This window comes from Stieleria sedimenti, from assembly GCF_025060895.1.
GTDB classification, from domain to species: domain Bacteria; phylum Planctomycetota; class Planctomycetia; order Pirellulales; family Pirellulaceae; genus Stieleria; species Stieleria sedimenti.
The window spans coordinates 44,018-57,496 of record NZ_JANZKV010000112.1 but is presented as its reverse complement, the minus strand read 5'-3'; the positions used below and the strand labels follow the sequence as shown (position 1 = coordinate 57,496).

The following is a 13,479-nucleotide window of genomic DNA, read 5'->3' as shown; positions in this document are numbered from 1 at the left end:
AGATGAGGGCCCGTAGGCTCGCGCCAAACGGCTGATATTCGTTTGACATCAGCCGGTTCGCGCCAGCGTCCGGGCCCCCTCATTCATGTTAACTTAGCGGTATTGGGCTTTAGCCGCCCATTGTCGCTGCTTTGCAGCGCCCCGAACTCGCCGAAAGGCGATACACCGACGTTTGCTGAATCCCTGGAGAACCGCCTGCAGAACCGATGACATTTCGATTACGCACGTTGCTCGTCCTGGTCACCGTTTGTGGCCTTGCAGTTGCCTGGAGTTTGCAGATCGCAAACCAAAAGGAAAAACGCCGACTTCATCGAACGTCCTTCGAGGAACTCGACGATCAGGTCGCAGCGATGGACAACGAACTCAGTCGGCGTCTGATGCAAATCCCCAGTGTGATGGCTCAACTCCAGGCCGCCAATCCCATCGATCCGCCGATGGCCTTGGGGCACTCGGTCACCGGCGAATCACTGCGATTCGGCCGATACCAATTCGAACGCCACTTTCACTACCACTGGCAGCTTGCCGATGGGACGCGAGCCGAGGGGCTGAAGCTCGCCGTGAGTTCGGTCATCGACGACGATCCATCCGCAAAGCATCTCGTCAAGCTGACCTATGTCCCCAGCGAGATCAACAACGAACTCGCGTCGTGGATCGCCTTGGTCTTGAAAAAGAACCGGCGAGTTCAAATCGAACATGTGACCGATCGGGATTGACGAGCACTAAAAGCGATACGGCACAAGCGTTGCGCTGTCGATCCCGCGTTTGGTCCCGTTACCGGTGAAGGCACCATTGTTGTAAACGGCCAGTATTTTCAGTTGTCCCTTGCGCCCGGGGTTGGGAATCGAGATCGAGAAACGCGATTGCGGGTCGACTTGGGCGACAAAGCCCTTGACCCAGTAACCACCAATTTTGTCATCGCGATCATCGATCACCACGACACGATGAACGGGGAAATCGGTTTCCAATTGCCCGCGAACTTCAATCGCGTGGGTCTTGCGATCGTAGTCCGCCGTCACTTGCCGGAAACTTGTCTTAGGCAGCCTGTTTCGCGCCGTCGGGTCACCGGTGAAGACTGGATGGGTGGAAAGAATCGCGGCGCTGGCTTCGGACAGGTACGCCTTGGTCCGGTTCGGCATTTTGTGGAAGGCATAAATCCGATTGACCGGTCCCATCAACGTATTGCCCTTGCCCAACTCAACTTTCGGTCCGATGTGCGGCAACCCCAGACCATGACCAAATTCGTGGATACACCCCTTCAGCGTCAGCTTGTCGTTGAGCGGCGTGACCATTTGGCTGCGCGGTGAAATTTTCCCCGGCAGGTTGGTGTAGTTCAGCACCGCCCAGCCACCGTCTTTGGAATTGCCTGATCCGCGATAGCTGTCATGCCTGACCGGCGGATCACCGACGTAAACGAAGATCCAATACAGATTCCCGGCGATCTTGATGCCGTGGTCACGTTTCAGTTTGTCGTGGACTTGGCGACTGATCCACTGTTTCTTGTAGGCACCGCCGGCGGCCGGCAGATCACCCTTGACGTGAATCACCGAGAGGTTGCCGTCGTCACCACGATGAAAGATTTCCTTCCGAGCCGGCGCATACCCCCAATCGGTCAGCCCGTCATGGAAAAACTGCTCGGCGTATAAACCGAATTGATTCAGCCGATCCAAATAGCCTGCCCTCGGAGGCGGCTGAACATCGCTCGGCGTGAATAGAACGATCTGTGCTTCGGGAATCGATGGCCCCTGGGCGATGACGTCGGCGGCACCGAGTGTCGAGACGCACCAGAGTACAACACGTGCCAGAGTTTTCCAGGAATCTCGCAGCTTCAACGACAGACACGCGGGCGATGGGGTTCCAGTTGCCATAACGGACAGCAAATTGAAAGGAATCGGACTAAAAGCAGGAGGCGATTTTAGCAGACCTTTCTCAGCCGCACTGGCAACTCGATCGGGCAACGCTGTGAAGCATTTTTGCCCTCTGGTTCTTAAGGTCCTAGCGGCAGGGCGCGAGCCCTCCGGTTCCGCATCTTTGCCCAAACACCGGAGGGCTCGCGCCCTACCGCTAAAACATGCTTCATAGCGTTGCACATCGGGATCGACATCAGCGTGGCAGACGCGATGGATAAAACGAGGCTTTTACGTCGGCGTCCAGATTGCAGAGCACCAGCCGGCTGCCCTTGGCTTTTAGCCGCTGATAAAACGTCTCCAGGGCTTCGATCGACGCGGGCGTGAATTGGCTGATCCCTTCGAAATCCACGATCACGCGGCTGTCGTTCTGCAGCCATTTGGCCAGCCGCGTCAGGTCGCCGCGCAGTTGGCTCTCCGATTCTTCTTCGCCGTCCAGGACGTCGGGATCGAATCGGACATGGAGAATCTGATCCAGAACCGTGATGTTCAAGCTCTCCATCGGTTCTCCATCCAAGTTGCCCAGGGGCCGCACCGGTTCACGCGGTTTGACCGCCAGGGCGGCGGCGGCCTCGTCATGGAACTCAAACATTTCAAACGTTCGGTGTCGGTATTTTGCCATCGCCAATATTCTCATTCGGGTAGATCCGCCGGCTCACGGGCCATGACGGACAAGTTGCGGGCGATCGATCGGACGCGCCCGTCAAACGTCGCGATGGAGGCGTCGCTGGACGACGGACTCGGCGATCGTTCGTTGTCGCGACGGTACACCAAGACGGCGCCTGCCTGACAAAAGAAGTCCGCTGATGCACACACGAGTGATCAGGCGGTCGGCACGCGTGGTGGGCGGCGGCTTTTGCCAGCGGCGCCCAAAACGCGAATGCCACGCGACGCTTCACGTCGCGTTCAAGTTTTCCTCAGCGGTCGTTACCAACGTCCGCCACCGCCATTGCCACGCTCTTCGCGCGGTTTGGCTTCGTTGACCGTCACGTCGCGGCCGCAGATCGATTTTTGGTCGATGCCGCTGATCGCTTCCATGCCGGCTTCACGGTCTCGCATTTCGACAAACCCGAATCCGCGTGAACGGCCGGTTTCGCGATCTTTGATCACGTTGACCGACTTCACGTCGCCGTACTCGCCGAAGGCTGTTTCGACATCGTTTTCGGTGGCGTCAAAGCTAAGATTTCCAACATAAATGTTCATACTTGAACTCCTTTTTGAGGTGTTTTCCGTGTTCACGGAAATAAAACAGGAGTCAAAAGAGAGGCCCACGATCGATGGATCAGGGACACAAGGTGGTGCGATGCACCAAATATTTCCAGCCGCGAGCGCCAGAAGAATCGAAAGGATCAATCACAGAGAACTTTAAAAAGCTCGGCCCGGAACGAAAATCCAACTCATCCGTAACAACAACTATCCGAAACTACTTTTCCAAAGCTCTCTCAATCTTCCTGGGTCGCGGAGGGAAGACAGTGCAAGCCGCACTTCGCTCTTCACCATAAATCACGACGCAATCCAATATAACACTAATCGACTGTGTGCGGTCGATAATCCAGCGGCAATGTCCAAATCGATTCAGCATGTCGACGTAACAACTGCCTGATGCACGGTTTGCAGCATCAAAGTTCGGCTATAATTTTTGGCGGACCGAGTGTCCTTGGAATGGAAACTTGAACTACCCGCTTGGATTCCGGCTACCGAGACAACGATGATCCGACGCTCTTTTCTTGTGATCCTGTTTGCATCGCTGACGTTTCAGTCGGCGATCGCCAGCGGACCAACGCTCGATTCTCTGCTGCAAACGTTCCATGAGTACTCCGGCGCGACCCTTGTCTTTCATCGCGATGAACTTCCCCCCGGTCGGTACCATGACGTGCTCAAACCGCTCGACGAGCGAGGGAAGGCACTCGCCGCGGCGATTTGTCTGCAGGAAGCAAAGATGTATCCGCCCAGGTATTTGGAAGAAGTCGGTCTCAAGACCATCGGGGTCTTCGCCGCCTGTGCGTCAAAGAGAACGTCGGACCGAAATCGACCCTATGACAAACAGCTTGGGGGCTACCGATACTTTGGCGTCTACAACGGCAGCGACGCGATCGCCGCGGCCCTGTACAGCGAGGGACAGTTGGCACTCACGTTCCATCACGAGATCTTCCATCATGTCGACTCCACCGTGGACGGCGAAACGGCGGCGTGGCAATTGTCTAGCGACGATGCGTTTTACCGAGCCGCGATCTCCGGCAGCCGCCCCTATGTTGCGCCGCCGATCGCGGGCGACGACTTGATGGCACTCCGCCAGCGGTCTTTCGGACTGACGTTGAAAAACGCGGTCAGCCAATATGCCGCCAAGAACGCTCGCGAAGACCAAGCGGAAACAGCACGACACGTCATGAGCATGCTTCCCAACGCGCTGGTGCAGATCATCGACCAACCTGAACTCGCCGGCAGCCAGCGCATCATGCATGTGCTTCGAGAGTACGAGCAGTCCGTGCTCGATGGCCCTGGCCTCGATTGGTTCGTCGACGTCGCACTTGAACGCGCCGATCGCCAGCGGGAGCCCATCACGATTGAACAGTTACTCACCCGACTGAAAGACTATGCCGACGGCGGCCAGAGCGGATTCGACGGGGTCGCCGATGACTCACGCGGGACCAGAACCGCCCTCAAAGCCATTGTGCGAGTGCCGCCCGAATCGGTGACCGCACAGCAGGCGGCCGAGCTGGTTGCTCTTGCGACCGAGATCACCGCGGCGTTGCTAAAGCAGCGGATTCGCCCCGACCGTTCCCAGCGGCGGTTCGATATCTGGGGAAGAGAGGATGCCGATGGCGTCAACCACACGTTGCGTCGTGACATCGTCCGGCTTGGTAACGACGCCAAACGATTGAAATTGATTGCGCAAATTCATCAACAAGACTCTGCCGCGGAGATCGATCAAGTGACACGCGCCCAATTGAAGAATCTGCGATTGGTCGCGCGTTATTATCGATTCATTCAGTCGGGCTGGTCGGTCACCGAAGGCACCCAGAACGTTTTTGAATCGACGCGGAAGACGTTTCTCGAGTCACTCGGTGACGATCGCGAAACGCTCTACGATCAGCTGAGGACGAAACCACTGCCTGAGCTTTCCAGACTGATTTCGAACGACGGCGAATTGCTGACAAGAACGGGTTCCTAGAAACGTCCATCTCGAATTGATCGCTAGCGAGGTTCGTTTCGCTGCCACCAATCAGTCCTACTTCTTCGCCGCGTCGACTTGGTGCACGTAGACGTCTCGCTGAGGGAACGGGATCGAGATGCCGGCTTCATCGAAGCGACGCTTCACGGCTCGAGTGACGTCGGTTTTGACCTGCCACCAATCACCCGTCTTGGCCCAAGGCCGACAGACGATGTTGACCGACGAATCCGCCAGGGCATGGGTCACGACGACCGGTGCGGGATCCTCCAAGACAAGATCGTGTGACTTGACCACCTCCAGGATGATCTGTTCGGCTTGCTCGAAATCATCGCCGTACCCGATTCCAAATTCCATGTCGACGCGACGGTTTTCATTGGCCGTGATGTTGGTGATGACGTTGTTCCAGATCGAATTGTTGGGCACATGGATCGTCTGATTGTCGAAGGTCCGGAACGTCGTGGAGATCAGGTTCATCTTGTCGACCGTCCCCGTGATGCCGCCGGCCGTGACGACGTTGCCGACATCGAAGGGACGATTGACCAGGATCATCAATCCGCTGGCAAAGTTGCTGAGCGTCCCTTGCAGGGCCAGACCGACGACCAAGCCGGTCGCTCCGATCGCCGCCACGATCGGCGTGATATCAATCTCCAGCGCCGTCAGTGCAACCGCAAACCCGATCACAAACACCACATTCTTGATCGAGTTGGAAATCATCCGTTCGGCCAACTGAGAGATTTTGACCTTCCGATCGAGCAACCAGTTGACGATCTTGGCGATGATCCGCGCGATGATGGACGTGATCACCAAGATGGCAACGAATCGGGCCAGATTCCAAGCCCAACGCTGACCTCCCTCCCGTGACATCAACCAGCCCACAAACCCAGACCACGCGGTTTGAACATCGGAAGTATCCAATTCGATTCCCGAGACCGCGGCCAGGTAACTGCGATACTCTTCGGCCTCTCCTCCCTTGAGTTCGAGCGAATCCAGCACGACTTCCAATCGGTCGCTCAGAGCCGTCCGCTCATCCTGAAGGACATTGACGTCTGCCAGCAGACCTTGCTTCGCCTCCGCCATCTCGACTTCGGCGGCCGCGACTTCGGCGGCCTCGACTTCGGCGGCGCCGACTTCGGCGACCTCGACTTCGGCGGCGCCGTCGGCCGCTTCCGAACCCGTCGTCGCTCCGGCAGCTTCGGTCGCTTCGGCAGCCGTGGTTTCCAGATCGCTGATCACCTGCTTCACCCCCAAGCGAGCCTCGGCGATTTGCCCGCCCTTGGCCCGCAGCAGGGCGAACCACGCGTCCGCCTCACGCTGGAGCTCCGATTTGGTCATCGGTTTGACCTTGATCTGCAATTGATCGATCGGGATCTGGGGGTCGCTGATTCGGACCGCGGGCAGGGAGGAATCGCTGCCGGAATCGCTGCCGGAATCGCCGCCCGACTGGGCCAATAGCGGTATCGGGCACGAGGCGAGCATTGCGATCGCAACGAGAACGGATCTGGAAAAAAACATTTGAACTTTCGCTCGATGTGTCGACGGCATCCGAATTGGAATGAAGATGCCTTCATTCTTAAGGTTTCGCGCTGATTGCCAAGTCGTTGCCGGGTAAGATGTCCGAGATCGGTGACAGGAAGACGCGAAAGACAACTTTTCCGCCCACCGGTGCTCCCACTGTTGTCCGCTCCTGCCCCATCTGAAAGGCCGAGCATGCGGACGTACCCTCAGAGCCAGCGCCATCACACCGGCGCTCCCGCCACTCAACCCTCCTGGAATTCGAATGTCCGCTCGCAGGCTCGCGAACTACGTCTCCCACCTTGCCCTCCTGACCCTCCTGAGTTCGCCCGTTGTTGCCGCGGACGACTGGCCGATGTGGCGCTACGACGCCACCCGCTCGGCTGCCAGCCCGAACGAGTTGGACAGCGAATTGAACTTGGTGTGGCAGAAACAGTTCTCCGCGCGAACTCAGGCTTGGGATGATCCGCTGAATCTGGACTTGATGACGTATGACCGGGTCTTTGAACCGATCGTCATCGACGGACGCCTGATCGTCGGATTCAATGATCGCGATAAAGTCGTCGCGATGGATACCGACACCGGCCAACAGCTTTGGACGTTTTACACCGAAGCTCCCGTCCGCATGCCTCCGGTGGGATCGGCAGGGCAGGTCTATTTCACCAGCGACGACGGCTGCTTGTACTGCGTCGACGCCGCCGACGGAGCATTGCAATGGAAATTTAACGGCGCGCCGAATGCTCAGCACGCGATCGGCAACCGGCGGCTGACCTCGGCCTGGCCGGCCCGCGGCGGTCCGGTCGTGCGTGACGACACCGTCTATTTTGCCGCCAGCATTTGGCCCTTCATGGGCACATTCATCTATGCACTCGATGCACAGACGGGCGAAGTCCGCTGGGTCAACGATCGCACCGGTTCCCAGTACATCAAACAGCCGCACAGCGCCCCGTCGTTTGCCGGGGTTGCGCCACAGGGAGCATTGGTCGCAACCGAGTCGCTGTTGATCGTGCCGGGCGGTCGCTCCGTCCCGGCCGTGTTCGGACGCGACGACGGCGAAATGCGTTACTTCGAATTAAACGCCGGGGGAAAAGGAACCGGCGGTTCCTTCGTCGCCGCGGATCACCAACACTTCTATGTTCACACCCGCAAGAAAGGAACGCGGGCCTTCAAGTTGGACGACGGCGTCAAAACCGCGTTCATGCCCAACGAACCGGTGCTGCACGACGGCACGGTTTATTCCGCAGAATCCAAAGACGACGGCAGCCTTGTTCGTGCCTACCGAGCCGATCAGAAACTGGATTGGGAAATCGAAGCTGACGGCAGCGGCGATTTAATTTTGGCCGGTCGGCAACTGATCGCCGCCGGGGCAAAGCAGATCACCGTGATTCAGTTGCCCGAATCCAACCGTCCCGCAAGGATCGTGAAATCGATTCCGACCGACAAGCCGATCGAGCGATTGATCGTTGCCGATGGCAAACTGTTCGCCGTTTCGATCGACGGGCGACTGCGGTGCTATGGCCGCGGCAAGCCAATGGCACAACCTGGCGACGATCCACCAGGCCAGAGAAATCCGTCCGATGACGCGAGGCGGGTTGCCGGCGAGTTACTGGCCACCGGCGATGCCTCCGGATACGCATTCTGGTTCGGTCGCTGTGATCACCCGACCGCGATGGCCATGGCTGCCGAGTCACCCTTTGTGCAATTGGCGATTGTCGACACGGATTCCGCCGCGATCGATCGGACGCGTCGACGTCTGGACGCCGACGGCCATTACGGCCGCGTCACGGTCCACCACAGCGATCCCCGATCATTCCAATCACCGAACTACGTCGCAAACATGGTGTTCGTTGCGGATGCAGAACAACTCGACGAAGCCGAAATCCAATCCATCTATCAATCCGTACGCCCCTACGGCGGCGTCATGCACCTGCTCGGTCACGACAACCAGGCTGCGATCGCACAACGTGTCGGTGCGATGCATCTGGAACAAGCCGTCGTCACGACCGGCGAACACGGCGTGATCGTGCGACGCGCAGGCGCCCTGCCGGGATCAGCCGATTGGACCCATCAATACGGCGACATCGCCAACACCGTCAAATCCAACGACTCCCGTGTCAAGCTGCCGTTGGGCGTGCTGTGGTTCGGGGGCAGTAGCAACATGGACGTGCTGCCGCGGCACGGGCACGGTCCACCGGAACAAGTGGTCGGCGGCCGCCTGTTTATTCAGGGCATGAACTCGCTGAGCGCCCGCGACGTCTACACCGGCCGCGTCCTCTGGAAACGCGACTTTGCCGACCTGGGCACCTATGACGTCTACTACGACCAGACCTACGAGAACCTGCCACTGGACCCGAAGTACAACCAGGTGCATATCCCTGGGGCGAATGCTCGCGGAACCAATTACGTCGTCACCGAGGACCGTGTCTACATCGTCGAAGGAAGCGTTTGCCACGCACTTGATCCGGCGACGGGAGAGTTGATCACCGACTTCCAGCTTCCACCGTCACCGACGGGCGAACAAGAGCAGTGGGGTTATCTGGGGGTTTACAAAGATGTGTTGATCGGCGGCCTCGGATTCGCGATGTATCGCGAGCGAAATCATCTTTCGTTCGATTCCGACAAGAAACTGAAATCTAACAAAGCCGGTTTCGGATCCAAAAGCTATGATCGCGCCGCCAGCGTGGCGCTCGTCGGCTTTGATCGCCACAGCGGCAAACAACTTTGGAAAGTCGACGCCCGTCACAGTTTTTGGCACAACGGCATCGTCGCCGGTGGCGGTAAGGTCTATTGCCTCGATCGCACGCCCAAACAAATCGCAGACGCGTTGCTGCGTCGCGGTCAGTCACGCAGCGACACCTACCGCATCATGGCCTTCGACTTTCAGACCGGAAAGCAGGAGTGGGAAATCAGCGACAACATCTTCGGCAGCTGGCTCGGTTATTCCGAGCAACACGACTTGCTGCTTCAGGCCGGTGCCAGGGCCAGCGACCGACTGGCCGACGAAGTCGCCGCGGGCATGGCAGTCTACCGCGGCGATGATGGATCGGTGAAATGGAGCAATCCGTCGTTGCAGTACTCCGGACCGTGCATCTTGCACAACGACTTGATCATCACCAACGCCAACTCTTACTCCGAGTCCGCCGGTGCTTTCTTCTTGGAAACCGGCAAACCGAAGCTGCTCGAGAACCCGCTGACCGGTGAATCTGAACCGTGGAAAATCACCCGTGCTTATGGATGCAACAGCATCATCGCCAGCGAGAACCTGCTGACGTTCCGCTCCGGCGCGGCGGGCTTCTACGACTTGCTGACCCATTCGGGGACGGGAAACTTAGGCGGTTTCAAATCCGGTTGCACGTCCAATCTGGTCGTCGCCAACGGCGTCTTGAATGCCCCCGACTACACCCGCACGTGCAGCTGCGCCTATCAAAACCAAACGTCGTTGGCGCTCGTTCACATGCCGGAGATCGAAACGTGGAGCGTGCACAACGGCGCCTCGGACGCCCGACCCGGCGAAATGATTCGCAACTTGGCGATCAACTTTGGCGCCCCCGGCGATCGCCGTGACGAAGACGGCATGTTGTGGTTGGAACACCCCGTCGTCGCCGGCGATTCACCACCACTTTCCGTCATGACGAATCCGGACACACGTTATTTCTCCCGCCACTCATCCACCGCCCCGTTCGCCGATCGGCCGTGGGTCGCAGCCTCGGGAGCCGACGGCATCACGGAACTGCGGCTGGCACTGACGCTGACCGACAAAAACGATGCGCCCGGCGAGCACGAGGAAGAACGCGAGATGAAACGCTACGACGTCGAACTGGTCTTCGCAGCTCCCCAACCGGGCGAAAAAGAGACTCGCGTGTTTGACGTCCACCTGCAAAACAAACGCGTCGCCGAAAACGTCACGATCGATGGCGTCGAACAAACCACGTCCACGTTGGCGTTCCATGACGTCGAGATCGGCAACGAATTGCAGGTCCAATTCATCGCCAAGCAAGGCGCACCCGTGCTCTCGGGAATCAAGCTCGAACGGCAATGAAACGCAACCCTGGCGGGCAACGCTGTGAAGCGATTGCCGCTGCAAGGATCTGGAAGTGACGATCCTGGATTTGGAACCGGGACGCTATCGGGCGTTCGTCTATGCACATGGCGACGCGCCCGATCAGAACGCCAACATCGAATTGAGAATCGCCGACGAGAGTATCGGCAAAAAGGCGACGGCAAATGACGGCACCCATGGCTATCGGTCACGGCCGATGACCGAAGGCATTCAATACGTGACGTTCGACTTCGACGTCTGGCGTGGAAACGACGTCAAGTTCATCAGCCATCGGGACGGAAGTTCCTATTCCATGTTCAACGCGATCCAGATCGTCCCGCTCCGTCGCGAAACCGATCGGAGCGTTCGGTAACGCCCATTGTGCGGCTCGGCTGCAAGATCATTTGACGCAACGCGGATCGAATTGGCGTTACAATGGGTTCGGAGATCAGCGACTCATGCGACCATTTGGCCCGAACCCTCACCGATACAGAAGCGGCGGAACGATGCGACGAACGTCCTCTCGAACGATTCGACTGTCCTGTTGCGTGGTCGCATCGGCACTGCTTGCACCGCTGCCGGCGCGGGCGGCCGACTACTTTCTGACGATCGGCGGCGGATACTCGCCTGCAGGCAATCAGGCGTCGCTTGAAAACAACGTGCTGTTCTTTCAGCGGGTGTTGGACGAGACCAATCTGGATCAGACGCACAATGACATTTTTTTCTCCGACGGCAGTTCGAGTGGCGCCGACCTGCAGGTGATGGATCCGCAAACGATCCCCAAAGCGAATCGATTGATGGCGGAGTTCTTCGGCAGTCGATCATCACTGGGATTGTCCTATCGCAATCATCGCATCGCAGAGGTGCGCGGCAGCACACGACCGGAAAACATTCGCAAGTGGTTCGACGAAGTCGGCGTCACGATGACCGCTGGCGATCGGCTGCTGCTGTTCGTCACCGCCCACGGTAACAAGAGTGCCGACTCGAAGGATCCGTACAACACGACGATCGCAACGTGGAACAATTCATCGATCAAGATGCGAGAGTTCGTCGGCCTGCTCGATGGGCTTGCGGTCGGAGTGGACGTGGTGGCCATTATGGTTCAGTGCCATAGCGGCGGGTTTGCCAAGTTGATCTACAACGGTGGGGACCCCGACCGGGGACTTTCTCCGCAACGTCGTTGCGCGTTTTTTGCGACCGTCCACGATCGTCCCGCGGCGGGTTGCACACCGGAAGTCGACGAATCGAGCTATGTCGAATACAGCACCTATTTTTGGGCCGCACTGTCCGGCCGGTCGCGAACCGGCGATCCGATCCATCCGCCGGACTACAACCACGACGGCGTCGTTTCATTCGACGAAGCCCATGCTTACACGATTTTGACCGCCGACACGATCGACCTGCCGATCAAAACATCGGGCGAGTTCCTAAGCCAGTACAGCAAATTCGCGGAAGGGGATTCAGAACTTCTCTCCAACGAGGAATCGTATGACCTGGTACTCAGCCTGGCCACCACGACTCAAGCGGCGATTCTCGAAGGCCTTTCCGAACAGCTGAACCTGACGGGAAACGATCGGTTGGTCGACGCCTGGAAGGCGCTCGAGGAGGGACGTCGCCGCGGACGTTCCCGCCGCCGCGCCCCCGAATCGTCGTCGGAGCAATTGCGACGAAAGATCGCCGGCGATTTCAAACGCAAGTGGCCGGAATTGGCCAACGTCGTCAATCCCGTTTCGATTGAATTGATGACGTCACGTGCTGCGGAGTTTGTGGCGGCGATCGAGAAGCACCGAGACTACAAACGGTATCGTGAACTGGCCGACACGCCCAAACCGGATTCGACCAAACAAAACGTCAAGTACGATCGCTTTCTCAGGGTCGCCGACAACGTGCTGTTGGCGGAAAACCTGAGACGTCTGGGCGACGAAGAACGCATCGCCCAATACGAAGCGCTCGTCGCCGCCGAGTCGGGATCGCTGGCGCAATAGCGATCTCCCCGCCCTTTGGTCGGCCCCGCCTCAACTGTGCCGGGTGGAATCAGTCGCGTGCGGAAATGCACGTTCCCGCTTCCGTCTTGACCTGATTCGCTCTGCTCTCACCGGCGAAGTCTCGGGCATATGATTTGCAACGGACATTCGTTTGGAACAACCGCCACGGGGCCGGTTCCGCCAGAGTTGGCCTAGCGAAGGATTCATCACGCAGCGTTGGGGGATCGATCAATGTCGTTAAGTGCAGAAGTCATCCGAATTCTCGGCGAGCGTGCCACGCACCAGATTAACTTCAATCTTGGCCGGTGCCGAATCGATCCGCCCGCATTCAGTCGGGTTCAGTCGATGCTCCGGCGATATGAGATCGGCGTCCAGACCGATCCCGATCTTCCCGACCGAGCTCGCTACGATCGCAACGGTCCGACGTTGTTCCTGTGGAGCGACGCTGACGAGAATCAGATCCGCTCGGACGCCGACAGCAAAGCGTTGATCGTGCATGAATGTGTCCACGTCATTACCCATTCTCAAGCCTCACGGGCCATCGATGTGGTCGAGGATGAAACCGTGGCATTCCTTGCCCAGACGCTCTATCGACTGGCGATCCAAGGATACACCCATCAGGGCAGCGGTGAACGAGGTGGCGAATACTCGCGAACCATCCACCACTTCCGTGATCGCCCGACCGGACGCATTTTCGACGCGGCTCAACAAATCGTCTTTGACCACGAGATGCTGGATCAAACAGCGTGCACGCCTCTTTTCGACCGCGACGTGGAACGATTGCGAGAAGCGATTCGAGCGCATCCGGCTTACTCGACGTTGGCGTCCTAGTGCTTCGTCAGTTTTTCAACGGAGGGCGCCGCGGAA

11 protein-coding genes are annotated in these 13,479 nt (G+C 58.4%); 7 read left to right on the top strand and 4 right to left on the bottom strand.

Features of this window, described 5'->3' with window-relative positions; translation table 11 throughout:
- The first annotated feature begins 206 nt into the window (after positions 1-206).
- A complete protein-coding gene (locus NZK35_RS15740) occupies positions 207-713 on the top strand; it encodes a hypothetical protein (RefSeq protein WP_259633489.1) in 507 nt (168 codons plus the stop codon).
- 6 nt (positions 714-719) lie between these two features.
- Here NZK35_RS15740 and NZK35_RS15735 read toward each other — a convergent pair whose 3' ends face one another.
- Positions 720-1,865, bottom strand: coding sequence for a hypothetical protein (locus NZK35_RS15735; RefSeq protein WP_259633488.1), 1,146 nt, complete (start codon positions 1,863-1,865; stop codon positions 720-722).
- 235 nt (positions 1,866-2,100) lie between these two features.
- Entirely contained in the window at positions 2,101-2,541 is a 441-nt protein-coding gene (locus NZK35_RS15730) for an STAS domain-containing protein (protein WP_259633487.1), read from the bottom strand.
- Between the two features lie 27 nt (positions 2,542-2,568).
- Between NZK35_RS15730 and NZK35_RS15725 the strand changes: the two genes are divergently transcribed.
- Positions 2,569-2,694 carry a hypothetical protein gene (locus NZK35_RS15725; protein ID WP_259633486.1) on the top strand — a complete coding sequence of 42 codons (126 nt, stop codon included), beginning with the start codon at positions 2,569-2,571 and terminating at the stop codon, positions 2,692-2,694.
- A 137-nt stretch (positions 2,695-2,831) separates the two neighbouring features.
- Here the strand turns inward: NZK35_RS15725 and NZK35_RS15720 are convergent, their stop codons facing one another.
- The gene (locus NZK35_RS15720) at positions 2,832-3,107 is read right to left on the bottom strand and encodes an RNA recognition motif domain-containing protein (protein WP_259633485.1); all 276 of its coding nucleotides are present in this window, start codon (positions 3,105-3,107) and stop codon (positions 2,832-2,834) included.
- Between the two features lie 505 nt (positions 3,108-3,612).
- Between NZK35_RS15720 and NZK35_RS15715 the strand changes: the two genes are divergently transcribed.
- Positions 3,613-5,076 carry a hypothetical protein gene (locus tag NZK35_RS15715; protein WP_259633484.1) on the top strand — a complete coding sequence of 488 codons (1,464 nt, stop codon included), beginning with the start codon at positions 3,613-3,615 and terminating at the stop codon, positions 5,074-5,076.
- Positions 5,077-5,133: 57 nt separating this feature from the next.
- Here NZK35_RS15715 and NZK35_RS15710 read toward each other — a convergent pair whose 3' ends face one another.
- Positions 5,134-6,588: a mechanosensitive ion channel family protein gene (locus tag NZK35_RS15710; protein ID WP_259633483.1), complete on the bottom strand. Its 1,455-nt coding sequence runs from the start codon at positions 6,586-6,588 to the stop codon at positions 5,134-5,136.
- A 265-nt stretch (positions 6,589-6,853) separates the two neighbouring features.
- Here NZK35_RS15710 and NZK35_RS15705 point away from each other — a divergent pair, with 265 nt between their 5' ends.
- The 4 genes from NZK35_RS15705 (at position 6,854) to NZK35_RS15690 (ending at position 13,443) form a co-directional block, all read left to right on the top strand.
- Positions 6,854-10,627: an outer membrane protein assembly factor BamB family protein gene (locus tag NZK35_RS15705; RefSeq protein ID WP_259633482.1), complete on the top strand. Its 3,774-nt coding sequence runs from the start codon at positions 6,854-6,856 to the stop codon at positions 10,625-10,627.
- Between the two features lie 55 nt (positions 10,628-10,682).
- Complete coding sequence (locus NZK35_RS15700) at positions 10,683-11,000, top strand: hypothetical protein (RefSeq protein WP_259633481.1); 318 nt, start codon at positions 10,683-10,685, stop codon at positions 10,998-11,000.
- 133 nt (positions 11,001-11,133) lie between these two features.
- Positions 11,134-12,612: a hypothetical protein gene (locus NZK35_RS15695; RefSeq protein WP_259633480.1), complete on the top strand. Its 1,479-nt coding sequence runs from the start codon at positions 11,134-11,136 to the stop codon at positions 12,610-12,612.
- 231 nt (positions 12,613-12,843) lie between these two features.
- On the top strand, positions 12,844-13,443 hold the full coding sequence (locus tag NZK35_RS15690) for a hypothetical protein (protein WP_259633479.1): 600 nt from the start codon (positions 12,844-12,846) through the stop codon (positions 13,441-13,443).
- The last annotated feature ends 36 nt before the right edge of the window (positions 13,444-13,479 follow it).